The sequence below is a fragment of the Spirochaetota bacterium genome (genome assembly GCA_004297825.1).
Lineage (GTDB): Bacteria > Spirochaetota > UBA4802 > UBA4802 > UBA5368 > FW300-bin19.
Map to the genome: position 1 here is coordinate 90,230 of SCSX01000079.1, position 25,148 is coordinate 115,377.

At 57.8% G+C, this 25,148-nt stretch carries 22 protein-coding genes; 21 read left to right on the forward strand and 1 reads right to left on the reverse strand.

Annotation, left to right across the window (positions count from 1 at the left end):
• Positions 1-19: 19 nt before the first annotated feature.
• The 20 genes from EPN93_17675 (at position 20) to EPN93_17770 (ending at position 24,101) form a co-directional block, all read left to right on the forward strand.
• On the forward strand, positions 20-1,033 hold the full coding sequence (locus tag EPN93_17675) for a nitroreductase (GenBank protein TAL31626.1): 1,014 nt from the start codon (positions 20-22) through the stop codon (positions 1,031-1,033).
• A gap of 59 nt (positions 1,034-1,092) precedes the next feature.
• The gene (locus EPN93_17680; GenBank protein ID TAL31627.1) at positions 1,093-2,334 is read left to right on the forward strand and encodes a thiolase family protein; all 1,242 of its coding nucleotides are present in this window, start codon (positions 1,093-1,095) and stop codon (positions 2,332-2,334) included.
• A gap of 86 nt (positions 2,335-2,420) precedes the next feature.
• Positions 2,421-3,530 carry an alanine dehydrogenase gene (gene ald, locus EPN93_17685; protein ID TAL31660.1) on the forward strand — a complete coding sequence of 370 codons (1,110 nt, stop codon included), beginning with the start codon at positions 2,421-2,423 and terminating at the stop codon, positions 3,528-3,530.
• 16 nt (positions 3,531-3,546) lie between these two features.
• On the forward strand, positions 3,547-4,680 hold the full coding sequence (locus EPN93_17690; protein TAL31628.1) for a nitroreductase: 1,134 nt from the start codon (positions 3,547-3,549) through the stop codon (positions 4,678-4,680).
• A 49-nt stretch (positions 4,681-4,729) separates the two neighbouring features.
• Positions 4,730-6,046: a hypothetical protein gene (locus EPN93_17695; GenBank protein TAL31629.1), complete on the forward strand. Its 1,317-nt coding sequence runs from the start codon at positions 4,730-4,732 to the stop codon at positions 6,044-6,046.
• A 100-nt stretch (positions 6,047-6,146) separates the two neighbouring features.
• Complete coding sequence (locus tag EPN93_17700; GenBank protein ID TAL31630.1) at positions 6,147-6,788, forward strand: hypothetical protein; 642 nt, start codon at positions 6,147-6,149, stop codon at positions 6,786-6,788.
• Positions 6,789-6,811: 23 nt separating this feature from the next.
• Positions 6,812-8,389, forward strand: a complete 1,578-nt coding sequence (locus EPN93_17705) for a hypothetical protein (protein ID TAL31631.1) — start codon at positions 6,812-6,814, stop codon at positions 8,387-8,389.
• Positions 8,390-8,480: 91 nt separating this feature from the next.
• Positions 8,481-8,759 (forward strand): D-galactarate dehydratase, encoded by a 279-nt coding sequence (locus tag EPN93_17710; GenBank protein ID TAL31632.1) that lies wholly within the window; start codon positions 8,481-8,483, stop codon positions 8,757-8,759.
• Positions 8,756-9,916 (forward strand): altronate dehydratase, encoded by a 1,161-nt coding sequence (locus EPN93_17715; GenBank protein ID TAL31633.1) that lies wholly within the window; start codon positions 8,756-8,758, stop codon positions 9,914-9,916. Before EPN93_17710 ends, EPN93_17715 begins: the two co-directional genes overlap by 4 nt.
• A gap of 53 nt (positions 9,917-9,969) precedes the next feature.
• A complete protein-coding gene (locus EPN93_17720; protein ID TAL31634.1) occupies positions 9,970-10,956 on the forward strand; it encodes a hydroxyacid dehydrogenase in 987 nt (328 codons plus the stop codon).
• Positions 10,957-11,169: 213 nt separating this feature from the next.
• Positions 11,170-11,466, forward strand: coding sequence for a hypothetical protein (locus tag EPN93_17725; protein ID TAL31635.1), 297 nt, complete (start codon positions 11,170-11,172; stop codon positions 11,464-11,466).
• Positions 11,467-11,634: 168 nt separating this feature from the next.
• A complete protein-coding gene (locus tag EPN93_17730) occupies positions 11,635-12,303 on the forward strand; it encodes a rhomboid family intramembrane serine protease (protein ID TAL31636.1) in 669 nt (222 codons plus the stop codon).
• A gap of 152 nt (positions 12,304-12,455) precedes the next feature.
• A complete protein-coding gene (locus EPN93_17735; protein ID TAL31637.1) occupies positions 12,456-13,112 on the forward strand; it encodes an SAM-dependent DNA methyltransferase in 657 nt (218 codons plus the stop codon).
• A complete protein-coding gene (locus EPN93_17740) occupies positions 13,109-14,716 on the forward strand; it encodes a restriction endonuclease (protein TAL31638.1) in 1,608 nt (535 codons plus the stop codon). The genes EPN93_17735 and EPN93_17740 overlap by 4 nt, the downstream gene beginning before the upstream one ends.
• A gap of 41 nt (positions 14,717-14,757) precedes the next feature.
• Positions 14,758-15,768 (forward strand): Fic family protein, encoded by a 1,011-nt coding sequence (locus EPN93_17745; protein ID TAL31639.1) that lies wholly within the window; start codon positions 14,758-14,760, stop codon positions 15,766-15,768.
• Positions 15,765-18,305 (forward strand): restriction endonuclease, encoded by a 2,541-nt coding sequence (locus EPN93_17750; GenBank protein TAL31640.1) that lies wholly within the window; start codon positions 15,765-15,767, stop codon positions 18,303-18,305. The genes EPN93_17745 and EPN93_17750 overlap by 4 nt, the downstream gene beginning before the upstream one ends.
• A 738-nt stretch (positions 18,306-19,043) precedes the next feature.
• The gene (locus EPN93_17755; protein ID TAL31641.1) at positions 19,044-19,619 is read left to right on the forward strand and encodes a hypothetical protein; all 576 of its coding nucleotides are present in this window, start codon (positions 19,044-19,046) and stop codon (positions 19,617-19,619) included.
• Positions 19,620-19,770: 151 nt separating this feature from the next.
• Entirely contained in the window at positions 19,771-21,018 is a 1,248-nt protein-coding gene (locus EPN93_17760; GenBank protein TAL31642.1) for an MFS transporter, read from the forward strand.
• A gap of 404 nt (positions 21,019-21,422) precedes the next feature.
• Positions 21,423-22,685, forward strand: a complete 1,263-nt coding sequence (locus EPN93_17765; protein ID TAL31643.1) for an HD domain-containing protein — start codon at positions 21,423-21,425, stop codon at positions 22,683-22,685.
• 99 nt (positions 22,686-22,784) lie between these two features.
• Complete coding sequence (locus EPN93_17770) at positions 22,785-24,101, forward strand: 4Fe-4S dicluster domain-containing protein (GenBank protein ID TAL31644.1); 1,317 nt, start codon at positions 22,785-22,787, stop codon at positions 24,099-24,101.
• A 21-nt stretch (positions 24,102-24,122) separates the two neighbouring features.
• On the opposite strand, the gene EPN93_17775 is transcribed toward EPN93_17770, so the two are convergent.
• On the reverse strand, positions 24,123-24,536 hold the full coding sequence (locus EPN93_17775; GenBank protein TAL31645.1) for a YjbQ family protein: 414 nt from the start codon (positions 24,534-24,536) through the stop codon (positions 24,123-24,125).
• Between the two features lie 182 nt (positions 24,537-24,718).
• Here EPN93_17775 and EPN93_17780 point away from each other — a divergent pair, with 182 nt between their 5' ends.
• Positions 24,719-25,147: a hypothetical protein gene (locus tag EPN93_17780; protein ID TAL31646.1), complete on the forward strand. Its 429-nt coding sequence runs from the start codon at positions 24,719-24,721 to the stop codon at positions 25,145-25,147.
• The last annotated feature ends 1 nt before the right edge of the window (position 25,148 follow it).

The window sequence follows — 25,148 nt, forward strand, 5'->3', positions numbered from 1 at the left end:
GATAAAACCGGAGGCGATCATGTTCGAAAATATACGACAAGCCTATTTGCCTGAAACGAATTTCCCGGTCGTTACGATCGATTATGGGAAATGCAAAAAATGCGGACGATGTTCCGACCAATGTCCCACATTCGCCATCGAAAGCGGAGCGGATAAGCTTCCGCGGGTACGCGGATTCGGCGGGTTCGAACAGACATGCTTCAATTGCTGGAATTGCGTATCCGTATGTCCCCATGACGCCATACGGATACAGGGAGCCCATTCGATTCCGGGGGGCAGATACAAGACGCGCCTGCTGGGGAAGGTGGAGTACCCGGACCCCCTGCGCTCCGGAGGCGTTAAACCATACCAGGAGTTTGAATCGCAGCTTACCGGGGTCGAGCGTGTTATTTACACCAGGAGATCCTGCAGGCTTTTCAAGGATAAGGCGGTACCAAGGGAAACGATCGAGAGGATACTCGAGGCCGGCCGCTTCGCGCCATCCGCGGGGAACAGCCAGCCCTACAGGTTTGCGGTGATCACCGACAGGGGGATCATCGCCGAATTGGAGCGGCAGTCGATGAAGATGCTCAGGCAGTTTAAGGATCTCTATCTTGATTCCCGCGGGAAGAAACGCTGGTGGAAAAATATTCTATTTACCCTGCTCAGTCTCGCCAAGGTGAACAGCATAGATCCGCGTCCGGTCCCGGCCATTGAAAAATCCGATAAAAACGGCGATCGCCTCTACTTTAACGCCCCGGCGGTGATTCTCATTTTCAAGAATAGTAACGGTATCGGCAACCCTGATCTCGATGCCGGCATATGCTCGCAGAACATGGCGCTTGCGGCGAATTCCCTGGGACTGGGCAGTTGTCATATAACCTTCTTCGTGGAACCCATGAAATCAAAGGGCATGTCCGCGATGAGGCGGAGACTCGGAATTTCATATCCGTGGGTGCCTGTCAACAGCATAGCGATAGGCTACCCGAAAGGCACGGTCGACGGGGTCGTTAAAAGGGACACGCCGCCATCGGATTGGTTTACCGGGGATTGAGCGGTACCACCATACCATAAGGTGCTCGAACATGCGGGCGACCGGGAGAGGATTCACAGATGGAAAACATTTATATAATCGGCATCGGGATGATACGGTTCAGCAAGTATCCCGGAGAATCGGTCCGGACAATGGCGGAAAAAACGGTCCATGAAGCGCTGGGCGACGCCGGAATATCCGCGAAGGATCTTCAGGCGGTGTATTTCTCGAACACCTTCTGGGGGATGTTCGCGAACCAGCATTCAATTCGCGGCCAGGTGGTGATGCGGGGAATGGGGATCGATAAAATACCGGTGACCAACGTCGAAAACGCCTGCGCGGGGGCGTCCACCGCGCTGCACCTTGCATATACGGGAATTAAGGCCGGAATGTTCGATGTCGCCCTGGCAGTGGGATCGGAGAAGATCACCCATCCCGATAAGGGGCTATCGCTTGCGGCGTACGCCTCCTGCATGGACGTTGAAAACCTCGAAGCGCATCTGGCGGAGATCGTAGAGCTGGCTAAAACACTTTCCATTGAAATTCCGCCGGGCCAGACCCCCCCCGGGGAGGGGAGGAGCGTATTCATGGACGCCTACGCCATGGGGGCGCGCTGGCATATGAACCGGTTCGGTTCCACTCAGAAGCAACTGGCCCTCATTTGTTCGAAGAACCATCTGCACGGATCGCTCAACCCGCTCGCGCAGTATCAGGCTCCCATGACCGTTGAGGAGGTGCTTGCCGACCGGCCCGTCGCCTATCCCCTCACGCGCGCGATGTGTGCACCGGTGGGTGACGGGGCTGCCGCGGCGATCGTATGCTCCGAAAGCTTTCTGAGGAAATTGAAGGCGGCGCGGCCGGTCAGTATACTCGCGTCCGTTATGGGGCAGGGAAGCGAACGGGACCTTGACGGCACGGATATCGGCGAGCGCCTCTCGAAACAGGCATATAACGCCGCGGGGATGGGACCGGAGGATATCAATATCGCGGAGCTGCATGACGCCACCGCATGGGGAGAGCTGCATCAATGCGAGGCAATGGGATTTTGTCCGGCAGGGGAAGGCGGTCCCTACGCCGAATCCGGGGCTACGGCACTCGGGGGGAAGCGGCCCGTCAATACCAGCGGCGGGCTGGAGTGCAGGGGACACCCTATCGGCGCGTCCGGGCTTGCGCAGATACATGAATTGGTAACCCAGCTTCGCGGTGACGCCGGGAAACGCCAGGTGGAGGAGGCGCGTATCGGCCTGGCCGAAAACGGCGGCGGTAATATCGGCGTCGAAGAGGCCGCCATGTGTATTCATATACTGGAGAGGGCGAAGTAGACGGGGCTTCCGGAATGCGGGCGGATAAAAGGCGTAACACCGCATTGCCGGAAATGAAACGCAAAATACTATTAAAGGAGCTTTGTATGAAAATAGGCGTTCCAAAGGAAATCAAAACCAAAGAGGGGCGTGTGGCCCTCACCCCCGCCGGCGTATCGGAACTGACCGGCAACGGCCACCGGGTCTATGTAGAAAAATATGCGGGGACCGGTTCGGGAATTTCCGATGAAGACTATTCCGCGGCCGGCGCGACAATCCTGAATACCCCCGACGAGATATGGGGGGAAGCGGAGATGGTCATCAAGGTAAAGGAACCCCTGGAGCCCGAATTCGAGCAGATGAGGGAGGGTCAGATATTGTTCACCTATCTGCACCTTGCGGCTGACGAGAAGCTGATGGCGCGCTTGATGAAGAAGAAGATCATCGGTATCGCCTATGAAACCATTCAGCTCGATGACGGGAGTCTCCCCCTGCTTGCGCCCATGAGCGAGGTGGCGGGCAGGCTCTCCATTCAAATGGGATGCAGTTGCCTGGAGGCGAAAAACGGCGGCAGGGGGCTCTTGCTTTCGGGGGTTCCGGGGGTCGCGCCCGCGAAGGTGACCATTCTGGGCGGCGGTATCTCCGGCGTAAACGCGGCGCACCTGGCCGCGGGTATGGGAGCGCGGGTGACTATTCTCGACGTTAACATCAACCGCCTCCGCTATCTCGAGGATATCTTTCATTCGCGCGCCGTTACGCTCATGTCGAATTCGTCCAATATAGAAGAGAGCGTAGCCGGGGCGGACCTGGTGATCGGATCGGTGCTCATAGCCGGGGCGAAAGCGCCCAAACTCATTACGCGCGATCTTCTATCGAAAATGAAACCCGGTTCCGCGTTCGTTGATATCGCGATCGACCAGGGGGGATGCGCGGAAACCAGCCGGCCGACGAACCATGAGAACCCCATCTATATGGAAAATGGAATCGTTCACTATTGCGTTGCCAATATGCCCGGCGCGGTGCCCCGCACGTCCACCTATGCGTTGACGAACGCGACGCTTCCTTATGCGGTGCGTATCGCGAACAACGGCTGGGAAAAGGCCCTTCACAATGACGGCGCCTTGGCGAAGGGACTGAATGTGCTCAAGGGTAAACTCATCAATGCAAGGGTCGCCGAAGCATTTGGTATGGAGCATGAGGATCTGAAAATCGCGTAAAATAAGGCGGGACAAGATGAAGATGACACGACGGGGATTTATGCTTAAATCAATGGCCGGGGCCGGATTGCTCGTTGGATCGGGCGCACTGTTCAGCGCATGCATGGGGCATGGAGTCCGGCGCGATGATTTTCGAAACGGTGCTAGGGCGTTCGAGCCGGTACCGGCGCTTGACGAGGACACGGCCGCCATACTTTATTACGCATCGCTTGCGCCCAGCGGTCACAATTCGCAGCCCTGGTACATAAAGATGATCGATCGCAACGAGTTTCTCGTGGGCGCCGACCCCGCGCGCCGTCTCACGGCGGTCGATCCCGATAACCGGGAGGCCCTGCTTTCAATCGGGGCATTCCTGGAGAACCTGTCGATTGCCGCCGGGTGCCTCGGGTATGAAGCCGAAATCAAGGTGATCGCCAATTCCCAGAAAGATGAGGAGGTGGCGCGGGTGACGCTGAGAAAGGCAAAGGCCACGGACTATCCGATCAGCAGGCTCGTTTCAAGAAAGACGGTGAAACGCGGTCACCTCACCACGGTGATTAAGGCCGCGGACATCGATTTTCTTTCGGGGGAGCTTAAAGGCCACCTTTTTTATTTTCCAAGGGACACCCGGCATGCGAATTGCATAAAGGAAGGCGCCATCGAGGCATATCGTTCCTGGGTGGAACGCGACGCGGCCCAGAAGGAAAACACAGCGTGGAGCCGGCTCAGCAACGCCGACGCGCGAAAATACCGCGACGGTCTCACCACCGAGGGAATGGAAATAAAGGGCATCGCAGGCTTCTATGTGCGCAATTTCGTGAGCCCGGAGGATTTCATGAAACCGGGCATGCTGAAACAAAGCCTCCAATTCGCGGTCGATCGCGCCGGCGAGGGGGGCGGTTGGATTATTATCACCGGGTACGGCGACGGCGTGGCCGGGCTCATCGAAACGGGAAGGCGATTTGAGCGAATGGCCCTCACGGCGCGCGAGCGATTGATAGGCCTTCATCCCATGACCCAGCTTTTAGAGGAAGAACCCGGGCAGAAGCTGATCGCTTCGAATCACGTTTCACGCATGAACGCGCAGTTCGTGCTTCGAGTGGGATATGTCGAGAGCTATCCGCAGCCGGTATCGCTTCGGCGTCCCGTAAGCTGGTTTCTGAGAACGTGAGCATGTCGTGTGAACGAAAAGGGCGATTCAGAAAACATGGAGAATACCTATGAATAAATATTTCCGCTCCGCAATCATCAGGACCCTGCTTATAACCTTGTTTCCGCTGTCCGTGTTTGCGGTGCAGTTGAGCGAGGATGTGCTTTCGAAGAAAAAGGAAGGCTATTACATCACGGGACTGCCCCTGGTAAACTTCACCTCGGACGATGGTTTTGGTTACGGGGTGCGCGCATATCTCTACAACAATGGCGGTAAGGACGACAAATATTTCGACAAATCGCCGTATTTCATGCAGCTGTACGCACAATACTGGGCGACCACGAACGGCATTCAGTACCACGAGCTCAATCTGGACATGCCGTACGCGGCGGGCACGAAGTGGCGATTGAAATCCAACATCGCGTACGACAAGTCGGTGAATGAAAACTTCTTTGGCGTGGGCGAGGCGCAGTCTCATCAAAAGCTTGCAAATTTCAATGGCAGCAAGGAATTCGGAACCTATTCCGGCCTTACGGATTATTACGAGGATAATAAGGATGAATCGCGCTACTATCACTACACGATCTTCCGCCCCAGCGGCACGTTCTACCTTTACCGCGATATAACCGACGAATTAAAACTCGTGCTCGGGACGCTGGTGAGGAAAGTTTTCATCACCTCGTGGGGGGGAAGGGATTTCAACGGCGACGCGCAGCAGTCCACGCTGCTGGATCAGCAGAGGGACAGGCTCACCGATGCGGCAGGGGGGCACCTGGGCGGCTTCGTGAGCATGGCGCGAATCGGCGCGGCGTACGATGCGCGTGATTTCGAGCCGGATCCACACAAGGGATACTATCTGGATTATGTGTGCGAACTATCGACGACCGTACTCGGGTCCGATTTCGACTTCGTGAAGCATAACGTCCAGGCCATGTATTATATCAGCCCCCTGGATTCGCTGACATTCGGCGGACGCGCCGGATATACCACCGCGGCGGGAGACATCCCGTTCTATGAGCAATCGTATTTCGGGTTCGCCAACTTCAGGAGGGTAGGAGAGGGCGGGAACCGGACGCTCCTGGGATACAAAAAGAACCGCTTCGTCGCCAAGACGATGACGGTGGGGAACCTCGACGTGCGCTGGAAATTCACGGAGCTCGCCGGCGGGGGACAGCGGTTCGGTTTCTCGGTGATAGGATTTGTCGAGTCGGGGAACGTGTACGACGAAGCGGCAAATCCCGTTACCGACCCGAAGTGGAAGTTCTATCACACATCGTATGGCGGGGGGCTTGTCATAGCATGGAACCTCTCGACCATCATTCACTTCCTGTACGGCATGAGCAAAGAGGACGCCAACATATCGATTGATTTCGACCATAGATTTTAGGGTACAATAACTATTCAGCGAATGAATGGTGAGGTGGTAACAGGAAATGCGCATACGGCCCGCCCCACCGCTTCAAAAATATACGAAGGGAGAGAAGCATATGGCGATTAATTTATATTTGGGAAAGCCTTTAAAGGATTATACTTACGACGATCTCAAGAAGCTGAAGCGGAAGCAGCTCCTGGAATTGTTTTATCAGCTGGACCCGCCGGGCATGTCCGATCTGCACGGCGAATATCGCGCGGCCATGCTGAACAGCGGGCCCGTCACCAACACATTTTCCGCGTGGCTTTTCCTCAATTGTACCTGGGGTACCTGGCAGCACAAAGCATTCGAGCCCCTGGGAAAGCAGGACGGCCATGGCTACAACACCTTTATTACGACCAGGTCAAAAGTCCCTGAAAACTACTTTGCGGCAAATGCCATGAACATCGTGTACCTCCTTACATCGCTCTTTCGGGCCAAGAAAACCCCGCGGTTAGCACGGATAATGCTCAACAAGACATCCATAGTCTCCTCGGTATTCGATGGCAGGCCTTCGTTCCAACTGAGCTATAAGGAATACAATTCGTTTTTTACGAACACCATGACAGACGAGCTGCGCACGGTAAACGACAAGCTGTACCTTGGCGTAGGAAGGCTTACCGTCAATGGGGGTAAAAACAACCCGACGGTGTTCGCGCTTTCCGGACCGCCCGCTCCCTGGGTCGGCCCTGATATTCCCTATCCTGAACTGGGATAGTTGGCAAATTGCCAATTGAGGATATGCGGAGGTATTCCACTATGAGTATCATATCAGCGCTCAACAACGCCTTCCTCGTGCACTATGCCGGTGATTCATACGTAATCCAGAAAAAAGCCCGGTCCCTGTTCGTACTGCTCTCGATAATATTGGTGCTCATGGGTGTGCAGATAATCACGTACTATTTCCTGGTACCCGGCATGTTCATTACAATCGCGACCAATACCCTCCCCGTGTTCGGCGTGGGCAGTTTCGCGCTTTTTTTGCTCCGAAAAGGGAAATATTTCTTAGCTTCAAATATTATCGTAATTTCGGCTGCATGCCTGGAGATTCTGGCAAGCGCGTCCACAATGAATTCGGAAAATATCGCGGTCATGGCGAATTTTATATTTTATATGATCGCGATCATCGTCGCGGCCGCCCTCTTTTGCACGAAGAGAGTGGTCTTCTTGGTTTCCATGCTGTTCATTGCGGGCAATACCCTGCTTTTTTTATGGTTTATGAATACGCTTAGCCCGGCGGCATTGGAAATGGCGAAAACGATATTGATAGACAGCGTTATCACCATCCTGATAGTCTTTTTTCTTTCCTGGCGAATAATAACCATCACCGACGGCGCGGTAAAGAGAATCGAAGAAGATGCGCATAAGGACAAAGAGCAATGCATGAAAATGCGAACGTTGCTCGAGTCGATACGGGACCATGTTCAAGGCCTTGCCACCGCATCCGAAAAGCTCGATGAGACGGCCTACCACTTTGCCGAAGGCGCGCAGAGCCAGGCCGCTTCAATCGAGCAGATATCCGTGACCATAGAGGAGATTTCGTCAGGCATGGATAACATCGCGCACGAATCAAACGGCCAGAATGAAATCCTGTCCGTGTTGTTTTTAAAACAGGATGAGCTGACGAACATGATCGGACAGACTAAAGAAGAAATATCCAGCGAGCTCGACGTTGCCGCGTCACTCTCCTCCCTGGCCGTTACCGGAACCGATTCCCTGCACGCCATGAACAACGGCATGGAAAAGATAAAAACCAGTGTAACTGATATGTACAACGCGATTCAGATCGTCAATTCAATATCCGATCAGATCAATCTTCTCTCACTCAACGCCACCATAGAGGCGGCCCGCGCGGGAAGCTCGGGAAGGGGATTCGCCGTGGTGGCCAGCCAGATATCGCGTCTGTCGGAAGAAACGGCGAAAAGCATACGGGATATGGATATCCTTGTAAAATCTAACGACGCCGAAATGAGAAAGGGCGAGGGAAGGGTTAATGAAGCTATTTCCAGCCTCAGTTCAATTATTGACAAGCTGCAATCGATAATCGGGATGATAAATAAAAACGCCCAGTTGGTCGAAGGTCAATACGGGATCAACAATGAACTGAATAAAATTGCGGAGAACGTCAAACAGAGCTCCATCACGATAAAAACCGCGACAGCCGAACAAAAAAACGCGATTATGGAAACCGTGAATTCGATGTCGCTGGTAAGCAATGAAACGCAGTCGTACTCGGAGGGCTCGGATATGCTTTTCACCCATTCCCGGGCGGTGAGGTCCATGGCAGAATCGCTCAAAGTCAAGGTGAATGAATATTAACACGCCTCTAAATAGTATTGACAAAATGCAATTCATTATGATAATACTATACACCGTATGACAATAGCATACATGAGTACCGGAGGCAGCCATGAAACCCAACGTGGTGATCATCAATCCCGCCGATAACGTCGCGATCTCACTCGAAGACATCGCCCAGGGCGCGCCCGTTTCGCTCCCGGACTCGAGCGAATTTACCGCGGCGGCAGCGATCCCGTACAGCCACAAGGTCGCGCTCAGGGACTTCGCCCCCGGTGACGAGATACGTAAATACGGCGAGGTGATAGGACGCGCGAAGGGCCCAATCCGGAAGGGGGATTGGATCCACGGGCACAACATCGTGGTCGGGGACGCGGAGGCGGCGCAATGAATACATTCATGGGCTTCGAGCGGCAGGACGGCTCCGTGGGCGTCCGCAATTACGTGGCAGTGCTCCCCTCGGTGGCGTGCGCCAACGGGGTCGCGGCCGCGATCTCACGCGGGGTGCCGGAGGCGGTGCCGCTCTACCACGGGCATGGCTGCGGGCGCGCCGGCGCCGATCTTGAAATACATCAGCGCACCCTCGCGAACATCGCAAAAAATCCCAATGTGGCCGCGGTGCTCGTCGTGGGACTGGGCTGCGAGGTCATAAGCGCCGCGGCCCTCACGCTCCTCACCTCGCTCGCGAAGAAGCCGGTGGAAAATATCGTCATCCAGAACGAGGGCGGATCGCGCAGGGCGGCCGAGAAGGGGATCGGGATCGTGAGACGCATGCTCGCCGACGCCGCGCACCTGGACCGCAGGGAGTTTCCCGTGAGCGCGCTCCGGGTGGGACTCGAATGCGGGGGGTCCGATGCGTTCTCCGGCGTGACCGCGAACCCCGGCGTGGGAATCGTCGCCGACTGGCTCGTGGCGCAGGGGGGCACCGTGGTCCTCACCGAGACGACCGAGATGATCGGAACGGGAAACATCCTCGCCCGCAGGGCGAAGTCCCCGGAGGTCGCGCGCGCGATCGTCGAGCGCATCGATGCAGCCGAAAAACGAACGCACGAATTGTTGGGACCCATGGCCTCGTACGTGATCGCGCCAGGGAACATGGACGGGGGAATGAGCTCCATCCAGGAAAAGTCCCTGGGCTGCATCGTCAAGGCGGGCGGGAGCACGATCAGCCAGGTGGTGAACTACGCCGAGCCCCCGGCGGAGAAGGGCCTCGTCATCATGGACGGGCCCGGCTACGACATCGAATCCATGGCGGGCGTCGCGGCCGCGGGTTGCCAGGTCATGCTCTTCACGACGGGCCGTGGGAACCCTATAGGCTTCCCCGTGGTGCCGGTCATCAAGATCGCGAGCACCTCCCGGCTTTTCCGGAGCATGGAGGACGACATGGACGTAAACGCGGGGGCGGTGCTGGAGGGGAAGGGCCTGGACAAGGTGGCGGACGAGATCCGCGGGCTCCTGGTGCGCGTCGCTTCGGGCGAACAGACCAAGGCGGAGATCAACCGCCAGGACGGCATAATCTGTCCCTGGACGATGCACTCGTCGTTCTAGGACGGGCAATTTCGTATAACGAGCTGAATGCGATCGCACGCGAGGAGGAACACGTGAAAAAGAAAATAGTGTCCATGTCGCCGCTGCCCCCGGACATACTCAGGATGCTCATAGAGGGCGCCGGAGTATCGGTCCCCGACGACTTCGAGATAATCAACGCCAACCCGCTCGAGGGTGACGCGCTCATCGATGCCGTCCGCGAGGCCGACGTCATCATGGGCGACTACACCTTCAACAAGAGAATAACCCCTGAGATCGCGCGCGCCGCGAAGAGGGTCAAGCTCATCCAGCAGCCCAGCGTGGGGTACCAGAACATCGACGTCGACGCGTGCACCGCGCGGGGAATCCCGGTGGCGAACACGGCGGGGGCGAATACCGTGAGCGTGGCGGAACACACGATCGCCGCGGGGCTGTGTTTACTCAAGAAATTTCTACCGGCGGCGCGTTCCACCGCCGCGGGCGGCTGGGTGCAGATGGACCTGGGCGGGGGAGAGATCGAGGGAAAGACGTGGGGCCTCGTGGGCATGGGCAGGATCGGCAGGGCGGTCGCCCTGAGACTCATCCCGTTTGGCGTGAGCGTCATGTATTTCGATACCGCGCGGCTGAATCCGGACGATGAAAAGACATACCGGTGCGCCTACGCCCCGCTCGACGAGCTCTTTAAAAGCGCCGATATACTAAGCCTCCATTGTCCGCTCACCCCCGACACCGCGGGACTGGTAAACGAGGCGCGGATCTCCACGATGAAACCCGCTGCCCTGATCATCAACGTGGCCCGCGGTGAGGTGCTCGACGAGGCCGCGCTGGCGCGCGCCCTCGCGGAAAAGCGTATCGGTGGCGCAGCCGTGGACGTCTTTTCCCGCGAGCCCATAGAATCCGGAAACCCGCTCCTGGGACTTTCCGACGCGAACCTGCTCCTCACGCCGCACGTTGCCGGGGTCACCGGGGAGGCGCGCATGCGGATAATATCGGTCGCGGTCGGGAACATCATCCGGGTCCTGAACGGCGGGAAACCGGAGCTGCTGGTGAACGAGGTCTGAGTTTTTCCCGCCCCAATCTCCGTTATGCGAAATCTAATTGATACGGGCATATTCAAATAATGCTATACAGTATCGGCATTACATGCGTTAACCGTTCCAAATGAAAAAAGTTCTCACCGGATGATTAAATGGTTGTAAATTATAAATCATGTGCCGAATGCTTCCCTATCCATGGACTTTCATGGAAATTCATCTCAATGCAGGAGTCTGAATATGAAGAAGTATGCAGTAATGGCGTGCGTCGCAGTGTTCCTATTCGCAGTCGCCTCGTCGTCGTTCGCAGCCGCAGCGGCAGCGCAAAAAACCGCAACGGGTAACGTTACGGCAGTGAGCGCGAGCTCGATCACCGTAAAGACGACCGCGGGCGACGTCGTGTGCACCATCGTCACCGCCACGAAAGTGACCGGGAAAAAGACGGTTGCCGAGATAAAGACGGGCGACAAGGCATTGGTAACCTATAAAGTCGACGCCGGCAAAAACGTCGCGGATTCGATCGACATAGGTAAATAGTGAATTCTCCTGGAGGCGTACTGCGAACGCGCGCTTCCAGGAATTCAATCAGCGAAACGATTCCTTCCCGTATGTATTCACCCTTTCCCCGGAAAAAATATTTTTTCAGCCGATGCCAATAACTAATTTCCGGCACGGTGCCTGGTCGGAAAATCGGGAGGATTAAACGTGGATAACAGTCCTTATTTTACCTGGTTTACAGTTGCGATTACCGTCATCCTGTCGCTTCCCGCGCTGTTTTCACCCGCGCTCCTCGAGCGGATGCTTTTTATAACCGGAAAAATCCGCTTCGACGGCCAGTGGTACCGCCTGGTATCGCCGCTCTTCGTGCACCTGGATTATTTCCATCTGTTTTTCAACATGTACAGCTTCTTCCTGTTCGGGTCCGCACTGGAATCGCGCCTGGGCGCGGGGGCGAGCGCGGCGATCTACTTCGCGAGCGGGGTAGCCGCGAACGCGGTGCTCCTGCTCCTTAAAAGGAACGAATATGAATACCGCATGGGAGGTGCGTCGGGCGCGGTCACGGCGGTGATCTTCGCGAGCGCCTTCGTGATGCCGGAAAGCTCCGTGCTCGTCTTTCCCGTTCCCGTCCCGATCCCCGCGCTCGGATACGCCGTGCTCTTCGTCTTCATCTCGCTTTTCGCGATGCGAAGGAGCGCGGACGGCGTATGCCACGAGGCGCACCTGGCCGGGGGCTTCTTCGGTATTGTCCTGACGCTCGTGTTCATCCCGCGCGCGATTCTCGCCAGCCCGCTCTACGCGGCGGGCATCGTCGCGGGAATCGTGCTCGTGTTCATCGTCCTCGCGAAGTACCCGGCGCTGCTTGGGCGTGCGTAACGGCAACGGCAACGGAATGGAGATGAGGAGATAAAAGATAACGGCGATGAAGGAGATGAGGGATTGGTTTGCAGCTTCATAAACATCTTGACTTCCCGTCGGCGTTTGTTTCAATTCTTTCATTGCAACCGCAATGAGAGATGCTTCGTCCCGTGAACTATGTTAAATCCAAACAACGCGTCGCCGACCACGGAGAGGTGTTCACCCCCGCATGGATGGTCGAGGCAATGCTCGATTTGGTGAAGGAAGAGACCGAACGTATTGATTCCCGTTTTCTCGAGCCGGCGTGCGGCAGCGGCAACTTCCTCGTGCGGATACTGCGCCGCAAGCTGACCGCCGTGGAACTCAAGTACGGCAAATCCGAGTTCGAGCGCCGGCACTATGCGTTGCTGGCGCTCATGTGCATCTACGGCATCGAATTACTGCCGGACAACATCACCGATTGCCGCGCAAACCTGCTCGACGTCTTCGCCGGGTGCCTGAATCTGGATGAAACGGACGAACTGTATCGAGCCGCGTCTTATGTTCTGTCGCAGAACCTCGTTCACGGCGACGCCCTGAGGATGCGAACCCAAGACGATCAGGCGATTACCTTTGCTGAGTGGGGATACCTGGGCAAGGGCAAATTCCAGCGGCGCGACTTTCGTCTCGACACTTTGACCATGTCGTCAACCTTCAGCGCGGAGGACTCGCTCTTCGCCAGCCTTGGGAAGCATGAGCTTTTCACGCCAACGAAGGAATACCCGCCCGCGACGGTGAGCGATCTGGCAGCCGCCGCGCGCGGGGAAGCCCAGAAGGAGGCCGAATGAGCTCCCAGGCAGGTTTTGCGCTGCGCGGCCGGAACCCGGACGTGCTCACGTGCATCGCCAACCTCTCAAATGACGAAGTCTTCACGCCTCCCGAGTTTGCGAACCGGATGCTGGACACGCTGGCCGACGCGTGGGCGGCCGCCCACAACGGCGCAGACCTCTGGGCAGATAGTTCTGTGCGGTTCCTAGACCCCTGCACGAAGTCGGGCGTCTTCCTTCGTGAAATCACCAGCCGCCTCACCAAGGGCCTGGCCGGCGAGATGCCGGACCTTGAGCGACGCGTCAATCACATCCTGACGACGCAGGTGTTCGGCATTGGTATCACGCACCTCACGAGCCTGCTTGCGCGGCGCAGTCTGTATTGCTCAAAGCACGCGAAAGGTACGCACTCCATTGCCAAGTCGTTTGCCGGCGACGATGGAAACATCTGGTTTGATCGGATGGAGCATACGTGGGTGGATGGCAGGTGCGTATTTTGTGGCGCGAGCCAGAAGGCGCTTGATCGAGGCGAAGGATTTGAGTCGCACGCCTATGCGTTTATTCACACCCGCGACATCAAATTTAGAGTAACAGAGTTGTTCGGAGGCGATATGCAGTTCGATGTGATCATCGGGAATCCGCCGTATCAGTTGGACGATGGCGGTTACGGCACGAGCGCGGCGCCGATATACCAGTTGTTTGTGGAAAAGGCGCTCGACCTCGACCCGCGCTTTGCGGTCTTTGTGACGCCATCGCGCTGGATGGCCGGGGGCAAGGGACTTGACAAGTACCGGGAACGGATGCTTTCTGACAAGCGCCTGCGGGATATTGTAGACTACCCGAAGCTTTATGAGGGTTTTCCGGGTGTGAAGATTCGAGGCGGCATCTCTTACTTCCTATGGGTCCGTGACTATAACGGGCCATGCGCGGTGCAAACTATCTGGGATGGGCTGCCGACCGGCCCCGCCATTGCGCGCTACCTCGATGCATACGACATTCTAGTGCGACGGAATGAGGCAGTGCCAATTTTGGAGAAGGTTAGGGCGAAGGGTGAACCGACCCTAGCCTCGCGTGTTTCCAGCAGAAAGCCGTTTGGTCTTCCCACCAACTTCAAGGGCAAGTCATCCGCATCGGGCTTAAGCAAGCCAGTTCGTCTCTTTGAGAATCAGCGCGTCGGATGGATCGCCAGCGAAAACATCACCATTAATCCCACATGGATTGATGCGTGGAAGGTGCTTATGACAGCGGTCCAGGGCACGAGTGCGGCAGTCGAGAATAAATTTCTAAGCAAACCAATCATTGCAGAGCCTGGAACTGCGTGTACAGAGACATACCTGGTGGCCGGTCGTTTTGATACAGAGGTGGAAGCTCGGAATTACGCACGATATCTCCGAACACGTTTCGTGCGCTTCCTTGTATCACTCCGAAAATCCACACAACACGCCACTCGCGACGTTTATTCTTTTGTGCCGGATTTGTCCCTTGACCAGGAATGGACAGACGCTAAACTCTACAAGCGGTATGGACTTACCAAGGAGGAGATAAATTTCATCGAGTCACAAGTAGCTGAACACGACGATGCAGCGCCCGATGAAACCGTCGCTGATGAAGGCGATAATGAATAAGCCCATCAAAAAAATCCCCGCCCCAAGCCGGAAGCCCGCCCGTGACGCCGCTTGAGAAGTTCTACACGGAAGACCCCGGGTGGCACGAAAAGATCGGCGGCATTCACGCCCTGATCGAGCGTGTCAAGATCAGCGAGGAACATTCCGGTGACGTTCTGCATCTGCGCAAGCGGAGTCGCATTCTCTCGATTCATTCCTCCACCGCCATCGAGGGCAACCGGCTCAACCTGGGCCAGGTGACCGACATAATCAACGGCAAGCCCGTCTGGGGGCCGCCCGAGGACATCAAAGAGGTGCAGAACGCCTGGAATGCCTACAACGAAATGACCGGCTATGACCCCTGGACGGCGGGCGACCTGCTACGGGCCCACGCGCACCTGACCGACGCCCTCATCGGGGAGTCGGGCCGGTTCCGCACGGTCGGCGTGGCCGTCGTGCGCGGCGACGGCGTGGTGATGCACCGCGGCTCCCCGGCGGAACAGGTCCCTGCCCTGGTCGAACAGCTCCTGTACTGGGGGAAGACCGGCGAAGCGCATCCACTCATCAAGAGTTCCGCCGTCCATTACATGCTGGAATACATCCATCCCTTCCGTGACGGCAACGGCAGAATCGGGCGGCTATGGCAGACTCTGATTCTTTCCAAATGGAATCCGCTGTTCGCCTGGATGCCGGTAGAAACCCTTATCCATCACAACCAGGCGCTTTACTATCAAGCGCTGCAGGATTCGCACGCCGGCACTGTGGATTGCCGTCCGTTCATCGACTTCATGCTCGATGCAATCAGCAATTCGTTGTACAGGTATATTGACGCGGCAACGGAAACGGCGCTTGATGTCGGTGAAAATGACGGTGTAAATGTCGGTGTAAATGATCAAATTTTGGAGCTTTTACGGCAAGAACCCCGATTGACGGCCAGGGAATTGGCCACATTGCTCAATAAAACCACTCGCACGATCGAACGCCGTCTCAAGATGCTTCGCGAACAGGGCCGCGTACAACGAGTAGGTTCCGACAAGGCCGGCCACTGGGAAATCATCGAGAGGCCGTCATGAGTAAACAAACCATCGAAGAAATCCTCGCTCCCAAGCCTAAAGCCCGGCCGCGCATCTACGCCTACTCCATTGACGACAAGGCGCACACGGGACTATTAAAGATCGGGCAAACGACGCGCGACGTGAAACAGCGTGTGGCGGAGCAGGTCAGGACGGCCGCCATCAGGAACTACAGTATCGAGCTGGACGAATCGGCAGGGCGTGACGACGGCACCATATTCAGCGATCACCATGTGCGCGCGGCGCTCGTCAAAAAGGGCTTCGAGAACGTCGAGCTGGAGTGGGTTCGCTGTTCGGTCAAGGATGTGAAGACCGTGCTCACCGAACTGCGCACCGGCCGGCAGTATACCGGCATGCATCACGAGACCTTCACCATGCGCCGCGAGCAGGCCGAGGCCGTGAACAAGACGCACGAGTACTTCCACTCCATCTGGAGGGAGGATATGCACGCGGTCCCGCGCTTCCTCTGGAACGCTAAGATGCGCTTTGGCAAGACCTTCACCACCTACCAATTGGCCAAGAAGCTCGGCGCGAAGAGAGTACTCGTGGTGACCTTCAAGCCCGCGGTCGAGGATGCGTGGCAGACGGACCTTGAGTCCCATGTGGACTTCGACGGGTGGCACTACCTGTCCCGCAATTCCGACAGCGATCCCACGAAAGTCTCCACCAGGAAGCCGCTGGTCTATTTCGGTTCCTTTCAGGACCTGCTGGGCCGCGACGAGGCGGGGAATATCAAGCCCAAAAACGAATGGCTCCACAAAGTGAAATGGGACCTCGTGGTCTTCGACGAATACCACTTTGGCGCGTGGCGGGAGACGGCGAAGGAACTCTTCGAGGGCGAGGAGGACGCTGTCGCGGTAAAAGAGACCAGGCTGGAGTACGCCACCGGCCTTGAAGAAGTGAACGAGGATATTGGCGAGCTTTCGGAGAAGGAAACAGAGTTTCTCCCCATCACGACCAAGGCCTACCTCTATCTCTCCGGCACGCCCTTCAAGGCCCTGGCCACGGGCGAGTTCATTGAGGAGCAGATATTCAACTGGACGTACACCGACGAGCAGCGCGCCAGGGAGGAATTCGCGGCGAAGAACCCCAGTGACTGGAATCCCTACGGCGCCCTTCCGCAGATGCGCCTGCTGACCTACCAGATGCCGGATGAGCTCCTGGCGATTGCAAGCGCCGGAGAGTTCGACGAATTCGATCTCAACGCGTTTTTCGAGGCCTCGGGCGCGGGGGCAAAGGCCCAATTCAAACACGAGAGCGACGTTCAGAAGTGGCTGGAGATCATCCGCGGCGGGTACGTGCCCAAGGCGGTCGAACTTCTGAAGACGGGCTCACGGCCGCCGTTTCCCTATTCGGATGTACGTTTGTTGCCCTATCTTCAGCACTCGATCTGGTTCCTGCCAAACGTGGCGTCCTGCCACGCGATGGCCAATCTGCTCTCCGAGAAGTACAACACCTTCTGGCACAATTACAAGGTAATTGTCTCGGCGGGCGCTTCGGCGGGGATCGGGCTGGATGCGTTGCCGCCCGTGCGAAAAGCCATCGGAAGCGGCTTCGATACCAGGACCATCACGCTCTCATGCGGCAAGCTCACCACCGGGGTCACGGTGCCGCAATGGTCATCAATCCTGATGCTCCGTAACCTTAAATCTCCGGAGACCTACTTCCAGGCAGCGTTTCGCGTGCAGTCGCCGTGGTCTTTGAAGAACCCTCACGGCGAAAACCCCAACGATGAAGAGATCCTCAAGCCCGTCTGTTTTGTGTTCGATTTCGCGCCCACGCGCGCCTTGCGGCAGCTTTCGGAGTACGGAATCGGCCTTTCACCAGGGGAACCTAACCCTGAGAACGCGGTCAAGGACCTCGTATCGTTCCTGCCCGTGCTGGCTTACGACGGCGCGAATATGACGCAGATCGACGCGGGCGGCATTCTCGACATCGCGATGGCGGGCACCTCGGCCACGCTCTTGGCCCGCAAGTGGGAGAGCGCGCTGCTCGTGAACGTGGACAACGACACGCTGCGCCGCATACTGGACAACCCCGAGGCAATGGCCGCCGTTGAGCGCATCGAAGGCTGGCGGTCGCTAGGCGACAACATAATCGAGACCATCATAAACATGAGCGAGAAGGTCAAGAAGCTCAAGAACAAGGCCAAGGACAAAGACCTGACGGCAACGCAAAAGAAGGAACTGTCCGAGAAGGAAAAGGCGTATAAGTCCAAGCGTAAATTCGTGCAGGAGAAGCTGATCAAGTTCGCGACGCGGATCCCCGCGTTCATGTATCTGACCGACTTTCGCGAGAACACGCTGCAGGATGTGATCACCAAACTTGAGCCCGAGTTGTTTCTGGCCGTCACCGGCCTGACGGTGAAGGATTTCCACCTGCTCGTGCGACTCAAGGTGTTCAACACCGAGCAGATGAACCAGGCCGTCTTCGCCTTCCGGCGTTACGAGGACGCGTCGCTGCGCTACACCGGCATCGAGAGCCATCCGGGGCTGACCCATTACGGGCTGTACGATACCGTGGCGGCGCGTGACTGATTCGCAGTTATGCGGGCAGGCCGTAGATGCTATGCGCGAACTCACGGGCCTGGAATTTCAACAGCGCCGGGGTAACGGAATAGGAGATGAGGAGATAAAGGAGTAACGGCGATAGAGGTGATGAGATTTCGATCACGGCAAGGCGACAAAAAAAAGCAGGGGGCCGATAAACCGGTGAGTCAAAATGCGAACATGCGCGAAGTCGGTACCCATGCGGAACCGGCGACGGAATGTCGTCCCGGGTGCGCCGCCTGCTGTGTCGCGCCCTCCATCACGACGCCCCTGCCGGGGATGCCGGGCGGGAAGCCCGCGGGCGTCCGTTGCGCCCATCTCACGGACGGAAACCTGTGCGATATTCACGAAAGTCCGCTTCGTCCCGTGTTCTGCCGGAGCCTGAAGCCCTCGCCCGAGATGTGCGGAAACAGCACCGTAGAAGCCATGCGGATGCTTGTCGAGCTGGAATCACAAACGGTGCCGGGGCAACGGAAAGGGGGATAGGGGATTGGACGGGATGGGGGAATAGAGACGGTTGATTAATAGAAATAATTGATAGCGCAAGTTGTTTTTAAATGTCATTTCGACGAATCCCGGTCTTTCGGGATGAGGAGAAATCTTAAAGCACGGATGCAGATAGGATTTCTCACCCCAAAAGGCGGGGTTCGAAATGACAGTATCGGTATGAATCTCCCATAGCATCCAATCTTACACATTCGTGCCGTGAAGCATTCGGTTATAACGATGCATGATAACAGGAGGAATTACATGAACGAGCTCGAACGGGAAAAGAAAAAGGGGCTATCCTTTCCTTACCTCATAAAGGTGCTCTTCGCGCGCCTGAAAAACCGGCGGCGCTACCAGACGCCGGGCTTTGGGCTTGCGGCCCAGCTCTTCGCGACCACGGCGAAGCACGTGATCGCGAAGCTCGGTCCCGTCGAGGGGGAGGCGTTGTTGAAGGCCGCCATCGAGGAATTCGGCAAGGAGCGCGGCAGGCGCATCGCGGAGACCGTGAAGAAAAAGGGGAAGCCCCTGTCGCTCCGCAACTGGATCATCCACACGGATATCGCGCCCGAAAACTTCGAGGCGAAGCCCTCCTTTCCCGCCGGCGACCTGGAGGCGAGGGTGGGTGCCTGCACCTTTATCCGCGCCGCCGACGCCTGGGGCCTTCGCGACTACGCGAAGCTCTACTGCAATTACGCCGACTACGCGATCCTGGACGGGTACAACCCGGACGTGAAGCTCATACTTGACGACCGTCACGCGACCGGGAAGGACCATTGCGTGTTCAGGTACGTGATGAAAGAGGAGAACAAATAGAAACGAACCGATTCCTGAATCCTCTTCTCTCACTTTCGGTCGCCATGCCTTACTTTTCCGGAAATTGTGATTGCACTATTAATTATACTATACCCAATTGTCAACTTTGTTGTAAGCATGTCTTATTATATTTTTCCCGGAGGAAGGCATAATGTCCACTGACGCACGACTTTTCGGTCTCCCGGCGGAGAAGGGCCGCTGGTTATTCATCGTGTTTGGGTTTTTCATCAATATCTGTCTCGGCAGCGTGTACGCGTACAGCGTGTTCAAGGTTCCGGTCCAGGAACTGTTCTCGGTCGGGGCGCTGCAGGGCGGCATGCCCTACATGATCTTCCTCGCGTTTTTCGCGGGGCTTTTCCCCTTTGGCGGCCGGATGCTGGAGAAAATGGGACCGCGCAAGGTGGGCCTGCTGGGCGCCATTATAGTCGGCGCCGGTTGGATGCTTTCGAGCCGGGCATCGGGGATACTCTTCCTGAACATAACCTACGGTGTGATCGCGGGCGCGGGCGTGGGGCTCGCCTACGGCGGACCCATCGCCACCGCGGTGCGCTGGTTTCCGGATAAAAAGGGGCTCGCGGTGGGGCTCACGGTCGCGGGCTTCGGCGGTTCGCCGTTCGTCACCGCGTACGTGGCTTCACGGCTCATCGCCGCCTACGGCGCGCTTGCGACGTTCCTCTACCTGGGGATCGCGTTCCTCGCGCTGCTCCTTCTCCTGTCCATCCCGCTTCGTTTTCCCGCACAGGGCTGGAAGCCCGCGGGCTGGAGCCCGGGCGCCGCGGGAGCGGCCGTGCACGCGAAAGAATACGACACCCATGAAATGGCGAAAACCTCTTCTTTCTGGGGGCTGTTCGTCTGCTTCATGATCGGTTCGCTCGCGGGGCTCATGGCCATTGGCATATCGAGCCCGGTCGCCACCGAGGTGATAAGCATCGACAGGACGGTCGCGGCCTCGCTCGTCGGGGTATTCGCGATCTTCAACGGTCTGGGCCGCCCGCTCTTCGGCATACTCACCGACAAGCTCACGCCGCGCTACGCGGCCGTGCTCAACCTGGTCCTCATCATGCTCATGTCGGTGGGGATGCTCTTCGCCGGAACGGGGATGGTCGCGCTCTACGTCGCGTGCTTTATCGGCTTCTGGCTCTGCCTGGGCGGCTGGCTCGCCATCGCGCCCACCACCACCGCGACGCATTTCGGCGCCGCCTATTACGCGAGGAATTACGGGGTCATGCTCCTCGCCTACGGCGCGGGCGCGATACTCGCCAACATCATCTCGGGACAGGCAAAGGATGTGTTCGGGTCCTACCTGTACGCCTTCTACCCGACGGCGGCCCTGGCAGCGGTGGGAATCGTCCTGGCGCTGGTATTTATCAAACCCCCCGCCGTGTCCGTGAAATCATAGAAGGGGTGGGGGCCGTATCCTCGGAAAAGTCGGCATAATTCTCCCGCCTTGCACGTCCTGGACTTCCAGTCGTGCAAAGCGGGAGCGGGCCGGCAGCTCTTGCAGCCCTGTTATTGGAAACCGCGAATTAACGCGAATAATAGAGACTGTTCGCTGTTCTCCTCCCCCTTGATGCTGATCATTACCCATATCACAAAATCTGCTTCAGGGGGCCCCCTAAATCCCCCGGAGGGGGACTTCAGCAATCGGCAGAATATGCATTTTCTGGCATTGGCAGATGTCGTTGCCCCCCGTCGGGGGGTATGGGGGGTGTTTTTAACCTGTGGGTAATGTGTATAATGAAAAATCTTGCGTTACGCCCCCGAAGGTACTATAATAGTTGAAAACCATCCAGAGGTATCTTTGTGTTCAGCCAGCTCCGTATTCCCATGAGCGACATGCTCATATGCCTCTCCAACGCGATCGACCTCGTAAACCCGAGCATCGCAAACCATAACCGGCAGGTCGCCTGCCTCGCGAGCTTCATCGCCGAGGAGATGGGCGTCCCCGGGGAGGAGAGACTCGATATCCTCATCGCGGGCCTTCTCCACGATATCGGGGCGCTCTCCCTGGGGGAACGGCTCGCGCTCCTGAATTTCGACGTACAGAACGCCGAGCGGCACGCGGAGCTGGGGTACCGGCATATCCGGTCATTTGCGCCCCTGGCGGGGATCGCTCCCCTGGTGCGCTTTCACCATCACCACTACGACGCCCCGCTGCCGGCCACCCTCCGCGATTCGCTCGTGCCCAGGGGCAGTTACATCATCCACCTGGCCGACCGGATCGCCATTCTCATGAAGGGCGATTCGTGCGTGCTCGACCAGGCGAGGTTTATCGGGGAGACGATCCGCCCGGGATCGGGCAGGATATTCCACCCGGAAGCGGTGGAGGCGTTTCTCGGCCTCGCCGGGAAGGAGCATTTCTGGCTCACCGTGAGCTCGCGTGCCATGGACACGTATATCTCCCGGAAAATGGAAGCGCTCGACGTGAGGCTCGACATTGTTGCCGCGATGCAGTGCGCCCGCCTCTTCGGAAGGGTTATCGACTTTCGCAGCCGCTTCACCGCCATTCACTCCAGCCGCGTGGCGATGGTGGCCGAATCGCTCGCGGGCCACGCGGGGATGTCGCCCAGCGAATGCGCCGGCATGAAGATCGCCGGCTATCTCCACGACCTGGGGAAGCTCGTCGTTCCCGCCGAAATCCTGGATAAGGGCGAGGCGCTCACACAGGACGAGTGGAGCATGATGCGAAGCCACTCATTCCATACCTACCACCTGCTGGAGGAGATCGAGGGCTTCGAGCAGATCAACCGCTGGGCGTCGTCACACCACGAGCGCCTGGACGGAAAGGGATATCCCTTCCATCATCGCGGGGCCTCGCTCTCGTACGGCGACAGGATAGTGGCTGTCGCCGATATTTTCACCGCCCTGACCGAGGACCGGCCGTATCGCCCGGGGCTCTCGCTCCCCGACACCCTGAGGACCCTCCGCGATATGGCGGATGAATCGGCGATCGACGGCGATGTGACCCAGATCGCGCACCGCGTTTCCTCCGAGCTCGAGGGGATCCGCATCGAGGCGGAGCGGGAGGTGGCGCGCGAGTACGAGGCGTTCATCAGGGAGGCGTGAATGTTGCCGTAGGTCGTTGTTGCCGTAGAGACGTCCCGTCGGGACGTCTCTACGGCAACAACGACGGAATCCGTTACGAAATGGAGGGGGGACAGCCGCATGGGACACATGACGCCTAAAGACAGGTATCGGGAGCTTGGAAAGAAAATCGACAGCCTCACCTTCCGCGTTCCCTGGAACGGGACCCTGCATGAAATCCTGAAAGAGCTCTACACCGCGGACGAGGCCGACCTCGTCATCATGATGCCCTACGGCCTCTCGCCCCTCGCGCGCATCGCGAAGCTGACGAACTACGACGAGGCGCGCCTGCGGAATCTCCTCGAGGGGCTTTGCCGGAAGGGACTCGTCGTGGATCTCTTCATCGAGGGCGAGTACCGCTACATGCCCTCGCCCTTCGTGATAGGCATCTTCGAGTTCACGATGATGCGCACCGGCGGTAACCTCGACATAAAAAAAATGGCGCGGCTCTTCTACGAGTACTTTCACCACGAGCACGGCGCGCTGCACGCCGCGAATTTCGGGGAGGGGGGCGCGTACTCGATCATGCGCGCGCTGCCCTACGAGGAAAGCGTCCGGGATCTTCCCCACGTGGAAATCCTCGACTACGAGAAGGCGACGGAGATCGTGCGCGGGTGGGACCGGTTCGCTATCGGGACCTGTTCGTGCAGGCACGAGAAGCTGCACGCCGGGCACAAGCACTGCGACAACCCCCTGGACACCTGCTCTACGTTCGGCTACTCGGCGGATTACTGGATACGCAACGGTCTGGCGCGGGAGGTTTCGAAAGGAGAGATGCTCGCGAACATCGAGAGGTCCAGGGACCTGGGGCTCGTGTTCAACGCGGACAACGTGCAGCGGAACGTGACATTCATCTGCCAGTGCTGCAAGTGCTGCTGCAACGCCCTGCAGGCGATCAACACCTACGGCTACACGCAGATGATGGTGACCTCCACCTTCATCGCGCGCATCGACGATGACGCGTGCACCGGCTGCGGCAAATGCGCAAAGGAGTGTGCCGCCAACGCGATCGAGATGGTCCCCGTCCAGGGGGACGCCGGCGACAAAAAGAAGAGACCGGTGCTTGACGAGTCCTTCTGCCTGGGGTGCGGCGTGTGCACGATGCACTGCAAGCCGCGCGCGATCATGCTTGAGAAGCGAGGCCAGAGGGTCATTCACCCGGAGACGACATTCGAGCGGGTGATTCTGCAAACCCTTGAAAAGGGCACGCTCCAGAACCAGATATTCGACAACCCTATGAGCGTCACCCAGGACGTGATGCGTGCCTTCCTGGGGGGCGTGCTGCGGCTGAAGCCGGTCAAGCGGGCGCTCCTGGGCGATCGGTTCCGCTCGATCTTCATTAAACAGATGAAGGCGGGAAGCAGGCTCCTGGGAAAGGAATGGGCACTCAAGCTGTAGCGGGGCGGGCGCGTAAATCCATCACGCCCCCATGACCGTGACTACGATCGCGCGCGTGTCGCGCGGCCCGTCGAACTCGCACAGGAAAATATTCTGCCATCGCGAGAGCCCCAGCGTTCCCCCGATGACGGGGACCGTCTCGCCCGGCCCCACGATGCCCGCCTTAAGATGGGCGTCCCCGTTGCCGTCCTGCCGGTCGTGTTCCCAGACGCCGCGCGGTACCAGTTCTCGCAGGAGACGGATGCAGTCGTTCCGTACGCTTTCGTCCCAGTTCTCCTGGATCATCACCGCGGCCGTGGCCCCCTGGACATAGACCGATACCGTCCCCGTCGTCACGCCGCTGCGCGCGACGACCGCCCGCACCCCGGAGGTGATGTCGTATAACGCCTCCCGCGCGGTGGTGGCGAGGCTGATCGTTTCCTGCGTGATTTTCATGAGGGCGGACTCCCTGCGCGAGTGATTTTTCCATATGATGGAACGCCGGCGGTGCGAAGGCAAAGATTTTTTGAAAATTATGATCGCCAGTGCCGCCGGCGACCGACCGCAAATTCGCTTTACAGCTTGCGTTCTATTGTATAGATTATACCCAGTTACCGTTACTGACGAATGCCAGCCCAATGCAGCTGATACTGGAGATCACTTCCCCGAGACCGGAAATCGAACTGAAGAAGACCTCGTCCGAGCCGCCCGGGCATACGGAGATCGAGATCCTTACGCTCAAGGAAACCCGCACCGGGAAGAAGAAGACGCTTATCTGCAAATTCTGCGGCCACGAGATCACCTCGCGCGCCGAATCCCTTGAAATGGGGGGAAATCATACGCATTCATTCATGAATCCGGCGGGCATACGCTTCCGGATCGGGTGCTTCACCCGGGCGAAGGGCTGCGTCGTCGCGGGGGAAGCGACGGACGAACATACGTGGTTTCCGGGATACTCATGGCAATTCGCGCTCTGCGGGCTGTGCGCGGCGCACATGGGGTGGTTCTACGGCTCCGCGGGACACGGGTTTTTCGGGCTCATCCTGGAAAACCTGGTCGAGCTTTAAT

What these genes read in the sequence shown, in the direction of transcription:
- EPN93_17725 (TAL31635.1), top strand. Translation starts at nt 11,170, where the DNA reads ATGAAGAAGTATGCAGTAATGGCGTGCGTCGCAGTGTTCCTATTCGCA.
- EPN93_17740 (TAL31638.1), top strand. Translation starts at nt 13,109, where the DNA reads ATGAGCTCCCAGGCAGGTTTTGCGCTGCGCGGCCGGAACCCGGACGTG.
- EPN93_17760 (TAL31642.1), top strand. Translation starts at nt 19,771, where the DNA reads ATGTCCACTGACGCACGACTTTTCGGTCTCCCGGCGGAGAAGGGCCGC.
- EPN93_17680 (TAL31627.1), top strand. Translation starts at nt 1,093, where the DNA reads ATGGAAAACATTTATATAATCGGCATCGGGATGATACGGTTCAGCAAG.
- EPN93_17690 (TAL31628.1), top strand. Translation starts at nt 3,547, where the DNA reads ATGAAGATGACACGACGGGGATTTATGCTTAAATCAATGGCCGGGGCC.
- EPN93_17755 (TAL31641.1), top strand. Translation starts at nt 19,044, where the DNA reads ATGCATGATAACAGGAGGAATTACATGAACGAGCTCGAACGGGAAAAG.
- EPN93_17715 (TAL31633.1), top strand. Translation starts at nt 8,756, where the DNA reads ATGAATACATTCATGGGCTTCGAGCGGCAGGACGGCTCCGTGGGCGTC.
- EPN93_17775 (TAL31645.1), bottom strand. Translation starts at nt 24,536, where the DNA reads ATGAAAATCACGCAGGAAACGATCAGCCTCGCCACCACCGCGCGGGAG.
- EPN93_17750 (TAL31640.1), top strand. Translation starts at nt 15,765, where the DNA reads ATGAGTAAACAAACCATCGAAGAAATCCTCGCTCCCAAGCCTAAAGCC.
- EPN93_17770 (TAL31644.1), top strand. Translation starts at nt 22,785, where the DNA reads ATGGGACACATGACGCCTAAAGACAGGTATCGGGAGCTTGGAAAGAAA.
- EPN93_17675 (TAL31626.1), top strand. Translation starts at nt 20, where the DNA reads ATGTTCGAAAATATACGACAAGCCTATTTGCCTGAAACGAATTTCCCG.
- EPN93_17710 (TAL31632.1), top strand. Translation starts at nt 8,481, where the DNA reads ATGAAACCCAACGTGGTGATCATCAATCCCGCCGATAACGTCGCGATC.
- EPN93_17705 (TAL31631.1), top strand. Translation starts at nt 6,812, where the DNA reads ATGCGGAGGTATTCCACTATGAGTATCATATCAGCGCTCAACAACGCC.
- EPN93_17700 (TAL31630.1), top strand. Translation starts at nt 6,147, where the DNA reads ATGGCGATTAATTTATATTTGGGAAAGCCTTTAAAGGATTATACTTAC.
- EPN93_17780 (TAL31646.1), top strand. Translation starts at nt 24,719, where the DNA reads ATGCAGCTGATACTGGAGATCACTTCCCCGAGACCGGAAATCGAACTG.
- ald (TAL31660.1), top strand. Translation starts at nt 2,421, where the DNA reads ATGAAAATAGGCGTTCCAAAGGAAATCAAAACCAAAGAGGGGCGTGTG.
- EPN93_17695 (TAL31629.1), top strand. Translation starts at nt 4,730, where the DNA reads ATGAATAAATATTTCCGCTCCGCAATCATCAGGACCCTGCTTATAACC.